The 19,490-nt window shown below is 62.8% G+C and carries 15 protein-coding genes and 1 pseudogene; 1 reads left to right on the top strand and 15 read right to left on the bottom strand.

Annotation, left to right across the window (positions count from 1 at the left end):
• Positions 1-6 precede the first annotated feature (6 nt).
• From TU79_RS09485 to TU79_RS09425, 12 genes and pseudogenes are all read right to left on the bottom strand, one after another.
• A pseudogene (locus TU79_RS09485) lies at positions 7-291 on the bottom strand (hypothetical protein); the annotation flags it as partial.
• A 31-nt stretch (positions 292-322) separates the two neighbouring features.
• Positions 323-1,039: a TetR/AcrR family transcriptional regulator gene (locus tag TU79_RS09480; RefSeq protein WP_082638441.1), complete on the bottom strand. Its 717-nt coding sequence runs from the start codon at positions 1,037-1,039 to the stop codon at positions 323-325.
• 107 nt (positions 1,040-1,146) lie between these two features.
• On the bottom strand, positions 1,147-2,649 hold the full coding sequence (gene lysS / locus TU79_RS09475) for a lysine--tRNA ligase (protein ID WP_057007745.1): 1,503 nt from the start codon (positions 2,647-2,649) through the stop codon (positions 1,147-1,149).
• 96 nt (positions 2,650-2,745) lie between these two features.
• Positions 2,746-3,841, bottom strand: a protein-coding gene (gene prfB / locus TU79_RS25995) for a peptide chain release factor 2 (protein WP_139136795.1) whose coding sequence is annotated in 2 segments (ribosomal slippage) — positions 2,746-3,768 and positions 3,770-3,841 — 1,095 coding nt in all. Because the reading frame shifts where the segments join, the coding sequence is not laid out codon by codon here.
• 207 nt (positions 3,842-4,048) lie between these two features.
• Positions 4,049-5,050 (bottom strand): diguanylate cyclase, encoded by a 1,002-nt coding sequence (locus TU79_RS09460; protein ID WP_057007744.1) that lies wholly within the window; start codon positions 5,048-5,050, stop codon positions 4,049-4,051.
• A gap of 51 nt (positions 5,051-5,101) precedes the next feature.
• Positions 5,102-6,112, bottom strand: coding sequence for a chemotaxis response regulator protein-glutamate methylesterase (gene cheB / locus TU79_RS09455; protein WP_057007743.1), 1,011 nt, complete (start codon positions 6,110-6,112; stop codon positions 5,102-5,104).
• Positions 6,109-8,394, bottom strand: a complete 2,286-nt coding sequence (locus TU79_RS09450) for a hybrid sensor histidine kinase/response regulator (protein ID WP_057007742.1) — start codon at positions 8,392-8,394, stop codon at positions 6,109-6,111. The genes cheB and TU79_RS09450 overlap by 4 nt, the downstream gene beginning before the upstream one ends.
• A complete protein-coding gene (locus TU79_RS09445; protein WP_057007741.1) occupies positions 8,391-9,089 on the bottom strand; it encodes a chemotaxis protein CheW in 699 nt (232 codons plus the stop codon). The genes TU79_RS09450 and TU79_RS09445 overlap by 4 nt, the downstream gene beginning before the upstream one ends.
• Positions 9,086-10,351 (bottom strand): CheR family methyltransferase, encoded by a 1,266-nt coding sequence (locus tag TU79_RS09440; protein WP_057007740.1) that lies wholly within the window; start codon positions 10,349-10,351, stop codon positions 9,086-9,088. Before TU79_RS09440 ends, TU79_RS09445 begins: the two co-directional genes overlap by 4 nt.
• Positions 10,348-10,860 carry a chemotaxis protein CheW gene (locus TU79_RS09435; RefSeq protein WP_057007739.1) on the bottom strand — a complete coding sequence of 171 codons (513 nt, stop codon included), beginning with the start codon at positions 10,858-10,860 and terminating at the stop codon, positions 10,348-10,350. Before TU79_RS09435 ends, TU79_RS09440 begins: the two co-directional genes overlap by 4 nt.
• On the bottom strand, positions 10,860-12,482 hold the full coding sequence (locus TU79_RS09430) for a methyl-accepting chemotaxis protein (RefSeq protein ID WP_057007738.1): 1,623 nt from the start codon (positions 12,480-12,482) through the stop codon (positions 10,860-10,862). Before TU79_RS09430 ends, TU79_RS09435 begins: the two co-directional genes overlap by 1 nt.
• Before the next feature lie 301 nt (positions 12,483-12,783).
• Entirely contained in the window at positions 12,784-13,491 is a 708-nt protein-coding gene (locus TU79_RS09425) for a tellurite resistance TerB family protein (RefSeq protein ID WP_057007737.1), read from the bottom strand.
• 334 nt (positions 13,492-13,825) lie between these two features.
• Between TU79_RS09425 and TU79_RS09420 the strand changes: the two genes are divergently transcribed.
• Complete coding sequence (locus TU79_RS09420; protein WP_057007736.1) at positions 13,826-15,451, top strand: glucan biosynthesis protein D; 1,626 nt, start codon at positions 13,826-13,828, stop codon at positions 15,449-15,451.
• 394 nt (positions 15,452-15,845) lie between these two features.
• On the opposite strand, the gene TU79_RS09415 is transcribed toward TU79_RS09420, so the two are convergent.
• The 3 genes from TU79_RS09415 to TU79_RS09405 all read right to left on the bottom strand — a co-directional run bounded on the left by TU79_RS09415 (position 15,846) and on the right by TU79_RS09405 (position 19,436).
• Positions 15,846-16,031: a hypothetical protein gene (locus TU79_RS09415; protein WP_057007937.1), complete on the bottom strand. Its 186-nt coding sequence runs from the start codon at positions 16,029-16,031 to the stop codon at positions 15,846-15,848.
• Positions 16,032-16,302: 271 nt separating this feature from the next.
• Positions 16,303-17,409 carry an NADH:flavin oxidoreductase/NADH oxidase gene (locus TU79_RS09410; RefSeq protein ID WP_057007735.1) on the bottom strand — a complete coding sequence of 369 codons (1,107 nt, stop codon included), beginning with the start codon at positions 17,407-17,409 and terminating at the stop codon, positions 16,303-16,305.
• A 125-nt stretch (positions 17,410-17,534) separates the two neighbouring features.
• Complete coding sequence (locus TU79_RS09405) at positions 17,535-19,436, bottom strand: potassium transporter Kup (RefSeq protein ID WP_057007734.1); 1,902 nt, start codon at positions 19,434-19,436, stop codon at positions 17,535-17,537.
• Between the last annotated feature and the right edge of the window lie 54 nt (positions 19,437-19,490).

Raw genomic sequence — 19,490 nt, 5'->3', positions numbered from 1 at the left:
TAAACGTTATTTGCCCGCGCGCCGGTAGCGCACGGCTTGCACGAATACATCGGCGTTGGCCGGGTCATCCAGGTAGGCGAAGACCTGTTCCATGGGGCTGTCGATCAGCACGCCGTCGCCTTCGACGGTTTGCACGGCAGTGCCTTGCAGCGTCTTCTGTTCCATCGCTTGATGAATCTGCTCAAGGTCGAGGTTGTAGACCACCAATTCGTGCTTTTCGTCGAATTCGAAGCCGGCCAGGATGAAATGCCCGCCCAGCTTGGCCGGCAGCGGCGCCGACAGGTACCAGCGCCCACATAAAGCGGATCGCACACAGGCATGGCTACACCGAGGCCAACACCAAATGCATGTAACGCTTGAGAATCTCAAGCATCTCGTCACCGGTCAGCGGTTCTGCGCCGCCCAACAGGCCCTGATATTCCATCCGACTGATAATCGCCGTCAACACTTTGGCATCCTGCTGCGGCTCGCGCGAGCCCAATACCTGGAAAAACTGCCCGGTGCCCTGCAACAGAATCTGCTGGTGGGAGCGCACCAGTTCGGCCAGTCGCGGGTTCAGCAGCGCTTCCTGGCGAAACGCCTGCTCGGCCATCAGGTAGTCGCGTCGATTGCTCAATTGGCGCTGCACGTAGTCCGCCGTCAGCCGCGCAATGTCATCGGCCAACTGCGAGCGCGAGGCCGGGCTGCCGTCGCCGTAAGCGACCATCTCGCGCAGCAGGCCTTCGTTGCGCACCCACAGCTTGCCCATGAACGCAGCGCTGCGTTCGACGTATTGGGCGAAGGTGTCGGTGAGCAGGTCATCGATGTCCTTGAAATAGTAAGTGGTGGCTGACAGCGGCACACCGGCCTCCGCCGCCACGGCGCGATGGCGTACGGCACGTACGCCGTCACGCACCACGATGCGCATGGCCGCATCGAGAATCTCCTGCCGGCGCTGTTCGCTGCCTCGACGACTGGCCTTGCGGCCCTGGTACTGGACACTTTCAGCCACGGCAGCAGCAATGCCGGCGGCGCCTTCTTGAGCCATTACGCGGTTCACCACACACATCCTTGGATTTGATTAAAACCTGGCGCTGTTTGCTTGACGCTTATAAACGCCCCATAAAAAAGCCGCCTTATAAAAGGCGGCTCAGGATTTCACTTCGGTCAGGCTTGCGGCCGCATGTGCGGGAACAGGATCACATCGCGAATCGACGGCGAGTTGGTCAACAACATCACCAGACGGTCGATGCCGATACCTTCACCGGCGGTGGGCGGCATGCCGTATTCCAGGGCACGCACGAAGTCGGCGTCGTAATGCATGGCTTCGTCGTCACCGGCGTCCTTGTCGGCCACCTGGGCCATGAAGCGCTCGGCCTGGTCTTCTGCGTCGTTGAGCTCGGAATAGGCGTTGGCGATTTCACGGCCGCCGATAAACAGCTCGAAACGGTCGGTGACGTTCGGGTTATCGTCGTTGCGACGGGCCAGTGGCGACACTTCGAACGGGTACTGGGTAATGAAGTGCGGCTGCTCCAGCTTGTGCTCCACCAGCTCTTCGAAAATCATCACCTGCAATTTGCCCAGGCCTTCGAAGCCCAACACCTTGGCGCCGGCCTTTTTGGCGATGGCGCGGGCCTTGTCGATATCGTTGAGGTCGTCAGCGGTCAGCTCGGGGTTGTACTTGAGGATCGAATCGAACACCGACAACCGCACGAACGGCTCGCCGAAGTGGAACAGCTTGTCGCCGTACGGCACGTCGGTGCTGCCCAGCACCAGCTGTGCCAGCTCGCGGAACAGTTCTTCGGTGAGGTCCATGTTGTCTTCGTAGTCGGCGTACGCCTGGTAAAACTCCAACATGGTGAATTCAGGGTTGTGACGGGTCGAGACGCCTTCGTTACGGAAGTTGCGGTTGATCTCGAAGACCTTTTCAAAGCCCCCCACCACCAGGCGCTTGAGGTACAGCTCCGGCGCAATACGCAGGAACATCGGCAGGTCGAGCGCGTTGTGGTGAGTCTCGAACGGCTTGGCTGCGGCCCCCCCGGGGATGGTCTGCAGCATCGGGGTTTCCACTTCGAGGAAGTCGCGCTTGGCGAGGAAACCGCGGATGTGGGCGATCACCTGCGAGCGCACGCGGAAGGTCTGGCGCACGTCTTCGTTGACGATCAGGTCAACGTAGCGCTGGCGATAACGCTGCTCGGTGTCGGTGAGGCCGTGGTGCTTGTCCGGCAGCGGGCGCAGGGATTTGGTCAGCAGGCGCACGCTGGTCATTTCGACGTACAGGTCGCCCTTGCCGGAACGGGCCAGGGTGCCTTCGGCGGCAATGATGTCGCCCATGTCCCAGGTTTTCACCGAGGCCAGGGTTTCTTCAGAGAGGGTCTTGCGGTTGACGTAGACCTGGATACGCCCGGTCATGTCCTGGATCACCATGAACGAGCCACGGTTGAGCATGATGCGACCTGCCACCTTGACCGGAATCGCAGCCTCTGCCAGCTCTTCCCTGGTCTTGTCCACGTACTGCTTCTGCAGGGCGTCGCAGTAGTTGTCGCGGCGGAAGTCGTTGGGGAAGGCATTGCCCTTGGCGCGCTCGGCGGCAAGCTTTTCCTTGCGCAGGGCGATCAGGGAGTTTTCTTCCTGTTGCAGGGCTTGCGGGTCGAGTTGTTGGTCGCTCATGTCTAAAAATTCCATCACAGGTTCGTTGCCCCCAGGCCTGCGGCCTGGGGATCGCGGGGCAAGGACCAGGCGTCCCTCCCGCTCCCACTTAGGGTATTACAGGCCGGATTTCAGGCTGGCTTCCAGGTATTCGTCGATATCGCCGTCGAGCACCTTGTCGCAGTCGCTGCGTTCGATGTTGGTGCGCAGATCCTTGATCCGCGACGCGTCGAGCACATAGGAGCGGATCTGATGACCCCAGCCGATATCCGACTTGGTGTCTTCCAGCGCCTGGGACGCGGCGTTGCGCTTCTGCATTTCCTGCTCGTACAACCGGGCCCGCAGCATTTTCATGGCGGTGTCCTTGTTGGCGTGCTGGGAACGCTCGTTCTGGCAGCTGACCACGGTGTTGGTCGGTACGTGGGTGATCCGTACGGCCGAGTCGGTGGTGTTTACGTGCTGACCACCGGCACCGGAAGAACGGTAGGTATCGATGCGCAGGTCGGCGGGGTTGATCTCGATTTCCACCTTGTCGTCGATCTCCGGCGAGACGAACACCGCAGAGAACGACGTGTGACGACGGTTGCCGGAGTCGAACGGACTCTTGCGCACCAGACGGTGCACGCCGATCTCGGTCCGCAACCAGCCAAAGGCGTATTCACCCTTGATATGCACGGTGGCGCCCTTGATACCGGCGACTTCACCGGCGGACAGTTCCATGATGGTCGCGTCGAAACCGCGCTTGTCGGCCCAGCGCAGGTACATGCGCAGCAGGATGTTGGCCCAGTCCTGGGCCTCGGTGCCGCCGGAGCCGGCCTGGATGTCCAGGTAGGCGTTGTTCGGGTCCATTTCGTGGCTGAACATGCGACGGAATTCGAGTTTGGCGAGGTTTTCCTCAAGACGGGCCAGCTCGGCGACGACATCGCCCACTGCGCCTTCGTCGTCTTCTTCGACGGCCATGTCCAGCAGGTCACGGCAATCGCCCAGACCGGTGTTCAGCTCGTCGAGGGTGTCGACGATCTGCGCCAGCGCCGAGCGCTCGCGGCCCAGTTCCTGGGCGTATTCAGGTTTGTTCCAGACAGCAGGATCTTCAAGCTCGCGATTGACTTCGGTCAGACGCTCATGCTTTTGATCGTAGTCAAAGATACCCCCGAATAGTTTCGGAGCGCTCGGACAGGTCCTTGATGGTGTTCAGGATCGGGTTGATTTCCATGGCGGGCAGCACTCGTTGGCGAACTTTTGAAAGCCGGCGAGTATAACGGCAAACAGGCGCAAACGGCAGCCCGCCTGGCGAAAAGGCCGGGGCAAATGTGGGAGGGGGCTTGCTCCCGATGGCAGCGTGTCAGTCGCCCACTGCGTGCTGATACACCGCTATCGGGAGCAAGCCCCCTCCCACACTTTGATTTGCGGCGCAGTCAGCTCATTCGATCCCCACCTGATTACGCCCATTATGCTTGGCCATGTACAAGCCCTTGTCCGCCGCCATGATCAACTGCCGACAATCGGTGCCCTGCACCGGCGTGAGGGTCGACAGGCCGATGCTGATGGTCAGGCTGGAGCCTTCAGTGGGCGCGATGTGCGGGATTTTCAGCGCGGCGACGGCCATGCGCAGCTTTTCGGCCACCAGCCGTGCGCCGCCCGGTGAGGTGTTGGGCAGCACCAGGGCGAACTCTTCACCACCGTAACGCGCCGGCAGGTCCGAGGGGCGGCTGCTGGCGTCGCGGATGGCGGCGGCGACCTTGCGCAGGGCTTCGTCGCCCTCGACATGACCGAAGCTGTCGTTGTAGGTCTTGAAGAAGTCCACGTCGATCATCAGCAGCGAGAGCTGGGTCTGGTCGCGCATGGCGCGGCGCCACTCGAGTTCGAGGTATTCGTCGAAATGGCGACGATTGGACAACCCGGTGAGGCCGTCCGAGTTCATCAGCCGTTGCAGCACTAAATTGGTGTCCAGCAGCTGTTGCTGGCTGACGCGCAGCGCGCGATAGGCCGCATCGCGCTGCAACAGGGTCATGTAGGAGCGTGAGTGATAGCGAATGCGCGCCACCAGCTCGATGTTATCCGGCAGCTTGACCAGATAATCGTTGGCCCCAGCGGCAAACGCGGCGCTCTTGATCAGCGGGTCTTCCTTGGTGGAAAGCACGATGATCGGGATGTTCGCCGTGGCCGGGTGATTGCGGTATTCGCGCACCAGGGTCAAACCGTCCAGGCCCGGCATCACCAGGTCCTGCAGGATCACCGTCGGCTTGATGCGGATCGCCTGGGCAATCGCCTGGTGAGGATCGGCGCAGAAGTGGAAGTCGATGTTCTCTTCATGAGCCAGGCCGCGGCGCACGGCTTCGCCGATCATCGCCTGGTCGTCGACCAGCAGCACCATGGCGGCGTTTTCGTCGGTCTTGATGTCGTCGATCTGTAAATCATTCATGTGCGGTCACCTGAATTACCACCTGCTGGCCGGCATTGACTGGGGCATCAATCATTTTGCAAAGACCTCCAGCAGCCGAGGCGCAATCCTGTCCAGTGGGCGAATTTCAACAGCGGCTTCAATCGCCGCCGCCGCTTTGGGCATGCCGTACACCGCCGAACTCTGCTGGTCCTGAGCGATGGTCAAATAGCCTTGTTCACGCATTGATTTAAGTCCCTGTGCGCCGTCGCGCCCCATGCCGGTCAGCAATACGCCGACGGCATCGCCACTCCAGTGGCTGGCCACGCTTTCAAAAAATACATCGATGGATGGCCGGTAAATCTCGTTCACCGGCTCTGCCGTATAGGCCAGCGTGCCGTTCTTCAACAGACGAATGTGGTGGTTGGTGCCGGCCAGCAGCACCACGCCGCTTTGTGGCGGCTCGCCTTCACGGGCCAGGCGCACCGGCAGGCCGGAGGAACTGCTCAGCCATTCGGCCATGCCGGCGGCAAATACCTGATCCACATGCTGCACCAGCACGATGGCGGCGGGAAAGTCCTGCGGCAACCCCTTGAGCAGGCTTTCCAGGGCAGCCGGCCCACCGGCCGAGGAGCCGATCGCCACCAGGCTGTGGGGTTTGCCGATGGTGCGCTGAGGCGCGGTTTCGGCACGCACGCGGCTGCCCCGCTGGCCGATCAGCCAACCGATATTGAGGATCTTGCGCAGCAACGGCGCGGCCGCGTCCCTGGGGTTGCCCACACCCAGTGCCGGGGTGTCCACCACGTCCAGGGCACCATGGCCCATGGCTTCGAACACCCGACTCATGTTGGCCTGGCGGTCGACGGTCACCAGCAGAATCGCGCACGGGTTGTCGGCCATGATCTGTCGGGTGGCTTCCACGCCGTCCATCACCGGCATGATCAGGTCCATCAGGATCAGGTCCGGGGTCAGTTCGGCGCAGCGTTGCACCGCCTGCAGGCCATTGCCGGCCACCCACACCACCTGGTGCGCAGGCTCGAAACTCAGGGCGCGGCGCAGGGCTTCGACGGCAAGCGGCATGTCGTTGACGATGGCAATCTTCATGCCCGGGCGCCTCCGATCAGTTCGACCACGGCGTCAAGCAGGGCGTCATCATGGAAACTGGCTTTGGCCAGGTAATAGTCGGCGCCGGCGTCAAGTCCTCGACGTCGGTCTTCTTCGCGGTCCTTGTAGGACACCACCATCACCGGCAACGATTGCAGGCGGGTGTCTCGGCGCAGGAGTGTGACCAATTCGATACCGTCCATACGAGGCATATCAATGTCTGTGATCAGCAGGTCGAAGTCTTCGGAGCGCAATGCGTTCCACCCGTCCATACCGTCGACTGCCACGGCCACTTCATAGCCGCGATTGAGCAGCAGTTTGCGTTGCAGCTCACGCACGGTGAGCGAGTCGTCCACCACCAGCACGCGTTTGCGCGGCGCTTCGGTGGCCTGCTGGCTGCGCCGGGCGATGCGTTCGAGGCGGCCGGTGTTGAGCAGTTTGTCCACCGAGCGCAGCATGTCTTCCACATCGACGATCAGCACCACCGAGCCATCGTCGAGCAAGGCGCCGGCGGAAATATCCTGGACCTTGCCAAGGCGGTCATCCAGCGGCAGCACCACCAGCGTGCGCTCACCGATAAAGCGCTCCACGGCGATCCCGTACACCGCATCGCGCTCGCGGATTACCACCACTTTCAGGGTTTCGTCATTATTCTGCCCTGTCGGGCGCTGCAGCAACTGGCTGGCGGCGACCAGGCCGACATGCCGGCCCTCGTGCCAGAAGTGCTGGCGGCCTTCCAGTTGCACAATGTCGTCGGGGGCCAGGTCGCACATGCGCTCAATGTGGGCCAGCGGGAAGGCGTAGGCCTCTTCGCCGACTTCGACCACCAGGCTGCGCACCACCGACAGGGTCAACGGCACTTCCAGGTGGAAGCGGCTGCCCTGCCCCGCCGTTTGCTCCAGCACCACCGCGCCGCGCAGTTGCCGCACCATATGCTGCACCGCATCCAGGCCGACCCCGCGCCCGGACACTTCGGTGACCTTGTCGCGCAGGCTGAAGCCCGGCAGGAACAGAAACGTGAGCAGCTCCTCCTCGCTCAAGCGCAGGGCGGTTTCCAGCGGCGACAGGTGCCGATCGACGATGCTGCCGCGCAGGCGCTCCAGGTCGACGCCATTGCCATCGTCGCTCAGTTCCAGCACCAGCAACCCGGCCTGATGGGACGCGCGCAGGCGGATCAGGCCCTCGGCGGGCTTGCCGGCGAATACGCGTTGCTCGGGCATTTCAATGCCATGGTCGACGGCATTGCGCAGTAAATGGGTGAGCGGCGCTTCGAGTTTTTCCAACACGTCGCGGTCGACCTGGGTCTTTTCGCCCTCGATCTCCAGGCGCACCCGCTTGCCCAGGGTGCGGCCAAGGTCGCGAACCATGCGCGCCTGCCCCGTCAACACATCGGCAAATGGGCGCATGCGGCAGGCCAGCGCGGTGTCATAAAGCACCTGGGCACGCTGCCCGGCTTGCCAGCCGAACTCGTCCAGTTCGGCAGTTTTTTCCGCCAGCAGGGCCTGGGCTTCGCTCAGCAGGCGACGGGCGTCGGTGAGGGCTTCCTGGGCTTCGAGGTTGAGATTCAGGGTCTTGAGCTGGCCGTCCAGGGAGTCCAGCGCGCGCACGCCCTGACTTTGAATGCGCTTGAGGCGTTGCAGGCTGGCCAGATACGGCTTGAGCCGCTGGGTTTCCACCAGGGATTTGCTGGACAGGTCCAGCAGGCTGTTCAAGCGCTCGGCGGTGACGCGCAGCACGCGTTCGCCGCCTTCGGTCATGCGCTTGCCCTGACGCGCGGGCTCGCTGGCGGCAGGCGGCGCAGGTTCGGGCTCGGGCTCAAGCGCCAAGGCTTGCACCACAGGTGTCGAGGCCGGAGCCGGCTCGGCTGGCGCTGCGATCTTTGCCGTGGGCTGCGACGGATCCAGCAAGCGCTCCATCAGCGCCACATAGGCTGCGATATCGGCAGGCGAAACGTCGTTGCCCGGCGTGGCGATGCGCATCAGCAAGTCGGTGCCCTGCAGCAGCGCGTCGATGTGCTCGGGTTGCAGGTACAGGCGCGCTTCCTGGGCACTGACCAGGCAGTCCTCCATCACGTGGGCCACGCTGACCCCGGCGTCCACGCCGACGATGCGCGCCGCGCCCTTGAGCGAGTGCGCGGCGCGCATGCAGGCTTCGAGCTGGTCGGCCTGGGTGGGGTTGCGTTCCAGGGCCAGCAGGCCGGCGCTCAGCACCTGGGTTTGCGCATCGGCTTCCAGGCTGAACAGTTCCAGCAGCGAGGCGTCGCGCATCTGGTCGGGGGTCATGTGAGGCTCCGGGTCACGGCGGACAACAATTGTGCCTCGTCCAGCCAACGCAGGCTGCGGCCCTTCCACTGCAGAACACCCTGGGTAAAGCGCCCGCTGGCCTGGGTGCCGGAGGCCGATGCCGCCTTCAAGGTGCGCTCATCGACCGCATGAATGCCGTCGACCTCGTCCACCGGCACCACCACCGGGCCATCCTGCGCGGCGATGATCAGCATGCGTGGCATGACCCGCCCACCTGTCGCCCCGGCGCCGGCGGCGTCCAGGCCGAGCAGTTCGACCAACGACAGGCACGCCACCAGCGCGCCACGCACATTGGCCACGCCGAGCAACGCACGGGAACGCTGGTGCGGCAGGGAATGGATCGGCTGCAGCGGCGCCACCTCCACCAGGCAGCGCGTGGCGATGCCCAGCCATTCCTCGCCGAGACGGAACATCAGCAGGGAAAGGGTGACGATGTCCTCATCGACCTCGGCCGCCGCCGGGCGGCGGTCTTCCTGTTGCAGGGCGTAGCGGTCCAGCAACCGCGTGGCGGCGGCCGAATACACCGAGCAGTTGCGACAGTGAATGTGCTCCGCCAGCAGCGGGCAGGACTTGTCGCCATGGATGCCGATGCGGTTCCAGCAATCGTCGATGGCCTGAGTGTCGGCCAGGGTCAGGTCCAGGCCGGTGATGTCGAGCGCCTTGGTGCTACTCATCGTTTGGACTCACTGTCAGCTCGCTCGCTGCGCGCGGCACGTGCCTGCAGGCGACGCGCACCCGCGCTGTCACCCTGGGACTCGAGCAACGCGGCCAGGTGCATCAGGGCCTGCGGGTGCTGGGGTTCCAGGTACAAGGCTTTTCGATAATAACCCTGGGCTTCCAGGGCGCTGCCGGCCACATCGCTGAGCAGCCCCAGCCAATAAAACACCTGGGCGGCCGGCGGGTGGTTGCTCAAATAGCGCTCGCAGGCGGCGCGGGCTTCGGCGCTCTTGCCAGCGTTGGCCAGGGTGGCAATCTGGCCAAGCAAGTCGGCCGTGTCGGAGGGCAGCGCCTTGATCGGCACCACCTGAGCGCTGGCCGTGCTGAACGGTCGCGGCTTGACCGGCATCGGCATCGGAGCGGCGCTGCGTGCGAGCACGGGCGTGGGCGTGGGTGTAAATACCGGCGCCGGCTTCACTGGCTCCGCGTGGCGGCTGAAGGCAAACGACTGCGGCACGCCAATCGAACGCATGCCGTGGCGCCCCAGCAGACTGCCCTCTGCCGGGCCGATGAACAGCACACCGTCCAGGTGAGTCAAGCCTTTGAGCACGTCGAACACTTGCTGTTGCGTCGGCTGGTCGAAGTAGATCAGCAGGTTGCGGCAGAACACGAAATCATAGGCCGACTCATTGGCGAGCAGGGCCGGGTCGAGCAGGTTGCCGACTTGCAGGCGCACCTGTTCGCGCACGCGGTCGGCGATGTGGTAACCATCGGCCTGTTCACTGAAGTGACGGTCGCGAAAGTCGAGGTCGCCGCCACGAAACGAATTCTTGCCGTATACGCCGCGCCGTGCTCGTTCCACCGACAGCGGGCTGACGTCCATGCCCTGCACCTTGAACTGATGCGGCGCAAGGCCGGCATCGAGCAGGGCCATGGCGATCGAATAGGGCTCCTCGCCGGTGGAGCATGGCAAGCTCAGAATGCGCAAGGCGCGCAACTGGTTGAGCTCGTCCAGTCGTGCCCTGGCCAACCGAGCGAGGGTCGCGAAGGATTCGGGATAGCGAAAAAACCAGGTCTCGGGGACGATCACCGCTTCGATCAGCGCCTGCTGTTCGTCGTGGGAACGTTGCAGGTGCTGCCAGTACTCGTCCGCTGTCTGCGCCTGCACCGCCTGGCTGCGCTGGCGCACGGCACGCTCGATAATGGCTTCGCCCACCGACGCGACGTCCAGGCCGATGCGTTCTTTCAAATAGGCAAAAAAGCGCGGGTCATTGCTCATAGGCTCAACTCGGCAGAGAACAACAAGGCGCGCACGTCTTCAGTCAGCAGGTCATTCACGCCAATCCATTGCGTCAAGCCCGCCTCATCGTCGCGCACCGGCCCCAGGTATGGCGCCTGGCGATTGTCCAGGCCATAGGGCTGGAATTCGGCGGGGTCGCAGCGCAGCGTGTCGGTGGCCTGTTCAAGGATCAGCCCCAACCGACGAGGTTCGGCCCAGGATTGCGGCTGGTAGTTGACCAGCACCAGCCGCGTGCTCGTGCGGGCCTGGGCGGCGGTGCCGAAGGTCAGCGCACTCAGGTCAATGACCGGCACCAGCGCGCCGCGATGGGCAAAAATGCCCGCCACCCAGGCGGGCGCGTGGGCGATGGGCTTGAGCGGCAGGCGCGGCAGCACCTCGGCCACTTCGGTGGCCTTGAGGGCAAAGCGTTCGCTGCCGATGTGGAACAGCAGGAACAACGCCTTTTTCGCTGCCGTAACGGCGCCGCGTTTAGCCGCGAGTTCGCTCATCAGACTTTGAAACGCGACACGCCGCTGCGCAGACCCACCGCAACCTGGCTCAGTTCATCAATGGCAAAGCTGGCCTGGCGCAGCGACTCCACGGTCTGGCTGCTGGCATCGCCCAGTTGCACCAGCGCGTGGTTGATCTGCTCGGCGCCGGTGGCCTGGGCCTGCATGCCCTCGTTGACCATCAACACCCGCGGCGCCAGCGCCTGTACCTGGTGGATGATCTGCGACAGCTGCTCGCCCACCTGCTGCACTTCGAACATGCCGCGGCGCACTTCTTCGGAGAACTTGTCCATGCCCATCACCCCGGCGGACACCGCCGACTGGATCTCGCGCACCATCTGCTCGATGTCGTAGGTGGCCACGGCGGTCTGGTCGGCCAGGCGTCGCACTTCGGTGGCGACCACGGCAAAACCGCGCCCGTATTCACCGGCTTTCTCGGCCTCGATGGCAGCATTGAGCGACAGCAGGTTGGTCTGGTCGGCAACCTTGACGATGGTCACCACCACCTGGTTGATGTTGCCGGCCTTCTCGTTGAGGATCGCCAGCTTGGCGTTCACCAGGTCGGCGGCGCCCATCACCGAATGCATGGTTTCCTCCATGCGCGCCAGGCCCTGCTGGCCGGAGCCGGCAGCCACCGAGGCCTGATCGGCGGCGGTGGACACTTCGGTCATGGTGCGCACCAGGTCTTTGGACGTGGCGGCGATTTCCCGCGACGTCGCGCCGATCTCGGTGGTGGTGGCGGCGGTCTCGGTGGCGGTGGCCTGCTGCTGCTTGGAGGTGGCGGCAATCTCGGTGACCGAAGTGGTGACCTGCACCGAGGAACGCTGGGCCTGGGACACCAGGGCAGTCAGCTCGGTCATCATGTCATTGAAGCCGGTTTCCACCGCGTTGAACTCATCCTTGCGCTCCAGGTTCAGGCGCTTGCTCAGGTCGCCCGTACGCATGGTTTCGAGGATCTCGACGATGCGCTTCATTGGCGCCATGATCGCGCGCATCAGCAACAGGCCACACAGGCCGGCGGCGAGGACGGCGATGATCAGCGACACCACCATGCTGATCTTGGCCGACAGCACGGCCTCATCAATGGCCGCCGTGGCGCGGTCGGACACGTTCTTGTTTTCAGTGATGATGTCATTGAGCTTCATGCGCCCTTCGGTCCAGATCGGCGTCAATTGCTCTTCGAGCAACACGCTGGCACCGGGCAGGTCATTGGCTTCAACGCGTTCCAGCACCTGGGCCAGAACCTTGTTGTAATTGATGTGCGCGGCCTTGAAGTTGTCGAACTCCATGCGATCGGCCTGGTCATGCACGGTTTTTTCATAGTTGGCCATCTGCTGCTCGATACGCGCTTCGAAGGACTTGTAGTCATTCTTGTCGGCATTGGTGAGGGTCTTTTCCTCGCGCAGGCCGATGATGTCGATGGTCTGCAAATAGCTGTCGACCCATGCGCTGCGGATCATGGAGCTTAAGTAGACCCCAGGCACCGCATCATCCCTGACGGCTTCCTGACTGACTTCGATCTTCAGCAACCGTGAGTAGGACACCACGACCATCAGCAACATGATCGCGATAATGACCGCAAAGCTCGCCAAAATCCGTTGGCGCAACGTCCAGTTCTTCACAGTAATTCCTCGAAGGGCCATTCAAATGGAGGGGAGTATAGCTGAGCGGAATGTGCGAGGGGGGCCGCTTGCGATGGCGGTGCGTTTGTATCAAAAGTACTGACTGCTTCAAGCAAGCACATCCCTGTGGCGAGCAGGCTTGTCCTGCGTTGGGCGGCGCAGCAGCCCCAAAACCAGCCTGCGCGCAGTATCAGGTATACCGAGGGTTCCTTCATTGGGGGCGCTTCGCACCCCAACGCGGGCAAGCCCGCTCGCCACAAGAAGCGGGCCTCCCACATCATTGATTGCGTACCGCCTGTATTTACTGAGCCAGACGCACCTGCTTCTCCAGTTCGGCCTTCAGGCCGGGTTCCAGCCGGAGCTGGCGGGCCAGTTCGTCGAGGTATGACTTTTCCATGAAGTTTTCCTCGTCCACCAGCATCACGCTGGCGATGTACATTTCGGCAGCCATTTCCGGGGTGCCTGCGGCGCGGGCCACATCGGCGGGGTCCAGGGGTTTGTTGAGTTCGGCGTGCAGCCAGCTTTGCAGTTCGCGGTCGTTGTCCAGTTTGGTGAACTCGCCTTCGATCAGCGCGCGCTCACGCTCGTCGACATGCCCGTCGGCCTTGGCGGCGGCGACCAGCGCCTTGAGGATGCCCTGGCTGTGCTGCTCGACCTGAGCCGGCGGCAGGCGGTCGATGGTCTGCGGTTCGCTCTGGGGCGCACTGGCCTGCTGCGCCTGCCAGTTGCCGTAAGCCTTGTAGGCGATGACGCCCAGGGCGGCCAGACCGCCGTAGGTCAGCGCCTTGCCGCCGAATTTGCGCGCCTTCTTGTTGCCCATCAGCAGGCCCATGGCGCCCGCCGCCAGCGCGCCACCGCCTGCGCCGCCGAGCAGGCTGCCCAGACCGCCGCTGCCGAGCAGGCCATCCAGGGCGCCCTTTTCATCCGATTTGCGCTGGCCGCCAGCTTTCTTTTGCAACATGTCCTGACCAGACTTAAGCAACTGATCGAGCAATCCACGGGTATTCATAAATAGCCTCCAGGCACTTGGGGTACATAGGACAAACAGACCCCAGCGTAAAACCAAGTGCCAAATTTACTGCTCGCTAGAGTGCTTCCAGATGTAACACCACCTTTGTAGCTTGACCTGTGCAGCCGCCCCTTCGCTGGCTTGGAAATGTCTTGTCGCACATGCAGCGCAAGCACAATGCCATCAATCAATTTTCCTTGCCTATCGAACCGCTTAAGCTAACCGGCGTCTGTTTAATGTCCGTTGCGTTTGGCCGAAGGCATGTCCGAACCGTTATTTCTGATCCAGTACGTGCCAGGAACGGCGCGGGATTTGCTCACGACAGGTTGTCTCTATGCATCGCAGGAATTTGCTCAAAGCGTCCATGGCCATTGCGGCTTACACCGGTTTGTCGGCCAGTGGCCTGCTGGCCGCGCAGGCATGGGCCGGTAACCGTGCCGCCGATGGCAAGGCCGTGGCATTCGATTTTGAAACGCTCAAGGCCCAGGCCAAACAGCTCGCCGGCTCTGCCTACAAAGACACGCGGCAGGTGCTGCCGCCCACGCTGGCGAACATGACCCCGCAAAATTTCAACGCGATTGGCTACGACGGCAATCACTCGCTGTGGAAAGAGCTGAATGGCCAGCTGGATGTGCAGTTCTTCCACGTCGGCATGGGTTTCAAGACGCCGGTGCGCATGCACAGCGTCGACCCCAAAACCCGCGAAGCCCGTGAGGTGCATTTCCGCCCGTCGCTGTTCAACTATGAAAAGACCACGGTGGATACCAAACAACTGACCGGCGACCTGGGTTTCTCCGGCTTCAAGCTGTTCAAGGCGCCGGAGCTGGACCGTCATGACGTGTTGTCATTTTTGGGCGCCAGCTATTTCCGTGCGGTGGATTCCACCGGCCAGTACGGCCTTTCGGCGCGCGGCCTGGCGATTGATACCTACGCAAAAAAACGCGAGGAATTCCCCGACTTCACGCAGTTCTGGTTCGAGACCCCGGAGAAGAACGCCACGCGCTTTGTGGTCTACGCCCTCCTCGACTCGCCGAGCGCCACCGGTGCCTATCGCTTTGATATCGACTGCCAGGCCAATCAGGTGGTGATGGCAATCGATGCGCATATCAACGCGCGTACCGCCATCGAACAACTGGGCATCGCGGCGATGACCAGCATGTTCAGCTGCGGCACCCATGAGCGGCGCATGTGCGACACCATCCACCCGCAAATCCACGATTCGGACCGCCTGGCGATGTGGCGCGGTAATGGCGAATGGGTGTGCCGCCCGTTGAACAACCCGGCCAAGTTGCAGTTCAACGCGTTTGCCGACACCAACCCAAAAGGCTTCGGCCTGGTGCAGACCGACCATGAGTTCGCCAGCTATCAGGACACCGTGGACTGGTACAGCAAGCGCCCCAGCCTGTGGGTGGAACCGACCACCGCCTGGGGCGAGGGCTCGATTGACCTGCTCGAAATCCCCACCACCGGCGAGACCCTGGACAATATCGTGGCCTTCTGGACCCCGAAAAAGCCCGTCGCTGCCGGTGACTCCCTCAATTACGGCTACAAGCTGTACTGGAGCGCCCTGCCCCCAGTCAGCACGCCGCTGGCGCAGGTCGACGCAACCCGCTCCGGCATGGGCGGATTTACCGAAGGTTGGGCACCTGGCGAGCATTACCCCGACGTGTGGGCGCGGCGCTTTGCCGTGGACTTCAAGGGCGGCGGCCTGGACCGCCTGCCCGCCGGCACCGGCATCGAGCCGGTGGTGACCTGCTCCCACGGTGAGGTGAAGGATTTCAGCGTGCTGGTGCTCGACAACATCAAGGGCTACCGCATCCTGTTCGACTGGTACCCCACCAGTGACAGCGTGGAACCGGTGGAGCTGCGCCTGTTTATCCGGACCCAGGACCGCACCTTGAGTGAAACCTGGCTGTACCAGTACTTCCCGCCTGCGCCGGATAAGCGCAAATACACGTGAGGCGTCGGTTATAAATAGGGGAACGAGTTTGCCCGCGATAGCGATGAGTCAGTCGTTCATGTAGCAACTGGCCTGCCGTCATCGCGGGCAAGCCCGCTCCCACAGTTGATCGCGCTCACACGCCCCGATACCGGTCGGCTCTAAGGCCGCCACGCTTTTGCTTTTGATCTGGAGCGCCCCGTCAAACACGCTGGCCGAACGCAGGCTTTGGAGGTGCCGAGTGTTGGGGCGAAGCATTTTGGGTTACTTTTTGCGCTCTTCAAAAAGTGACCCGCTGTAAGAGCGGAACCTCCAGCAGCCGTTACCGCAGAAACGGATATGTACACCGAAAAATCGCCTTCGCGGGCAAGTCGAATCGTCGCACCGCCGCTCCCACAGTTGATTTTCGCTGGTTTTAAAACCGCGACACACTCTTCATCGCCCCCACCAGATACCGCATCGCCACCTGATCGTCCTCGGTCAGGGCGCGATACTGCGCCAGCAATTCAGCCTCGTCCGAACTCAACCTGCGACCACGCAGGGACATCCTGCGGGTCAGAAAACACGCCACCACACCCGCTACACCATAGGACTTGGCCATGGACTGTTTCTCCTGATAACGATCAAATACTCCTTGTGCCCATTCTTTGCCTGCCATGAAGCGCAATACCTTCGCGGGCAAACCGACTGACTTCCTGGGCCAGAAACCAGACTTACCCTAAGCGTAGAAACAATCTTGTCACGTGTGGGATTTTTTTAGAGTATTCACTTAAATAAATTACTTCGGTAACAAATACCTACAGCCGCATCTCACAATCCAGGCGCAAAAAACCCACCGGGTCAGGGTGGGTTTCGGTACAGCCTGCGCGGGATCAATCGCGCAGGTCAGACTCATGGATCGGCTGGTCGCGATGGGTCGCGCGCTGATACTGCGCCGGCCAGGTCGCCTTGCGCCCACCCAGGTCATCATCGGCATGCAGGGGCCAGTACGGGTCGCGCAGCAGTTCACGGGCAAGGAAGATCAGGTCCGCCTGGCAGGTGCGCAGGATATGCTCGGCCTGGGCCGGCTCGGTGATCATGCCAACCGTGCCCGTGGCAATCCCGGATTCCTTGCGCACACGCTCGGCAAAACGCGTCTGGTAGCCAGGGCCGGTGGGGATTTCGGCGTTGGCGGCGGTGCCACCGGAGGAGACGTCGATCAGGTCGACGCCCAGCGCCTTCAGGCGACGCGCCAGCTCCACGGTTTCATCGGGGTTCCAGCCGTCTTCAACCCAGTCGGTAGCCGACACACGCACAAACAGCGGCAACTCTTGAGGCCAGATTTCACGTACCGCGCGGGTCACTTCGAGCACCAGGCGGATGCGGTTTTCGAAAGAACCGCCGTACTGATCCCGGCGCTGGTTGCTGATGGGCGAAAGGAATTGGTGCAGCAGGTAGCCGTGGGCGGCGTGGATTTCCACCACCTCGAAACCTGCCGTCAATGCGCGCCGGGCGGCTGCCACGAAGTCGGCGATCACTTGCTGGATCTGTCCTTCGTCCAGCGGCGTGGGCTGGGTGTGCTGAGGGTCGAATGCGATCGGCGAGGGCCCCACCGGCACCCAGCCGCCGTCTTCCGGTTTGACGCTGCCATGCTTGCCAATCCACGGACGGTGGGTGCTGGCCTTGCGTCCGGCATGGCCCAGCTGGATGCCGGCCACCGCGCCCTGGGCCGCGATGAACCGGGTGATGCGTTGCAGCGGCTCGATCTGTGCATCGTTCCACAACCCCAAGTCCTGGGCAGTGATACGGCCCTCGGCGGTCACTGCGGTGGACTCGGTAAAGATCAGCCCGGCGCCGCCCACCGCACGGCTGCCGAGGTGGACCAGATGCCAGTCGTTGGCCAGGCCATCGACACTGGAGTACTGGCACATCGGCGAGACCACGATGCGATTGAGCAGGGTCAATTGGCGCAGGGTATAGGGTTCGAGCAGTTGACTCATGGCGCACCTCTTTCGGGATCTGTGGGCACATCAACGGTGCCTTGAGCCTAGTCGACAACCGTCGATCACACAGGGTTCAGAAGGAAAGACGGGAGCCGATTGCCGGCTCCCGGAGGTACAGCGGTCTACATTTCGACCTGAGTGCCCAGCTCGATCACCCGGTTTACCGGAAGCTTGAAGAAGCGCAGATTGCCGTTGGCGTTCTTCAACATGAAGGCGAACAGCGCTTCGCGCCAACGTGCCATGCCCTTGATGCGCGAGGCGATCACGGTTTCGCGGCTGAGGAAATACGTGGTGCGCATCGGGCTGAAATCCAGCTCTTCCAGATGGCACAACTTCAGCGCCTGGGGCACATCCGGCTCGTCGGTAAAACCAAAGTGCAGGATCACCCGGAAGAAGCCTTCGCCGTAGGCATCCACCTCGAAGCGCCGGGAGGCGGGTACGCGTGGAATGTCTTCGTAGACCACCGTCAGCAGCACCACCTGCTCATGCAGCACCTGGTTGTGCAGCAGGTTGTGCAGCAGCGCATGGGGCGTTGCGTCGGGCCGCGCGGTAAGGAACACCGCCGTGCCCTGCACGCGGTGAGGCGGTTGCACACGGATGCTGTTGATAAAGATCGGCAGCGGCAGGCCGCCCTCGTCGAGGCGTTCCACCAGCAGCTGCTTGCCGCGCTTCCACGTCGTCATCAACACGAACAGCACGATCCCCGCCAGCACCGGGAAGGCGCCGCCCTGGATGATCTTCGGCACATTGGCGGCAAAGTACAGCCCGTCCACCAACAGGCAGCAGAGCAACACCGGCACGGCCAGGATCGGCGGCCATTTCCACAGCAGCAGCATCACGGCCGACACCAGGATGGTGGTCATCAGCATGGTGCCGGTCACGGCCACGCCGTAGGCCGAGGCCAGTGCGTTGGAGGACTCGAAGCCCAGCACCAGCAGGATCACACCGACCATCAGCGACCAGTTCACCGCGCCGATGTAGATCTGGCCCTGCTCGGCACTGGAGGTGTGCTGGATGTGCATGCGCGGGATGTAACCCAGCTGGATCGCCTGGCGCGTCAACGAGAACGCCCCGGAAATCACCGCCTGGGATGCAATCACCGTGGCCAGGGTGGACAGCCCCACCAGCGGGATCAGCGCCCAGCTTGGCGCCAGCAGATAGAACGGGTTGCGCGCGGCTTCAGGATCGCCCAGCAGCATGGCGCCCTGGCCGAAATAATTGAGCACCAGCGCCGGCAGCACCAGGATGAACCAGGCGCGGGCGATGGGCTTGCGCCCGAAGTGGCCCATGTCGGCGTACAGCGCTTCGGCACCGGTCAACGCCAGCACCACCGCGCCCAGAATCGCCACGCCGATGCCGGGGTGGGCCTCGAAGAAACGCACGGCCCACATCGGGTTCAATGCGCTGAGCACTTCGGGGTGCAGGGTGATGCCGTACACGCCAAGGCCGCCGAGCACCAGAAACCAGGTGACCATCACCGGCCCGAACAGCTTGCCGATGCGGTCGGTGCCGTGCTTCTGGATCAGGAACAGCGCCACCAGCACCACCAGCGCGATGGGCACCACCCACTTATCCACGCCATCAAAGGCCAGCTCCAGGCCTTCCACGGCCGACAGCACCGAGATCGCCGGGGTGATCATGCTGTCGCCATAGAACAGCGCCGCGCCGCACAGGCCGCACACCACGAGGAAACTGCGCAGCTTCCTGCGCTCCCCCGCCGCGCGTCGCGCCAGTGCGGTCAGGGCCATGATGCCGCCCTCGCCCTGGTTGTCGGCGCGCAGCACGAACAGCATGTATTTGATCGACACGACCCAGATCAGCGACCAGAAAATCAGCGCCAGGATCCCCAACACGCCGTCATGGTTGACCTGCACCCCATAACCGCCGGTGAATACTTCTTTGAGGGTATAGAGCGGGCTGGTCCCGATATCGCCGTAAACCACCCCGACCGCCGCCACCAGCATGCCTATCGGCTTGGCGTTTGAATGCTCGGCACCCGCCGCCTGACTACTTGCCTGACCCATCAACCACTCCTGCCCTTTGACCTGCGGCCATTTATAAACAACGCACCTGAGCGG

It is taken from the genome of Pseudomonas trivialis, assembly GCF_001439805.1.
Lineage (GTDB): Bacteria > Pseudomonadota > Gammaproteobacteria > Pseudomonadales > Pseudomonadaceae > Aquipseudomonas > Aquipseudomonas trivialis.
This window is presented reverse-complemented; position numbering and strand designations above follow the sequence as displayed.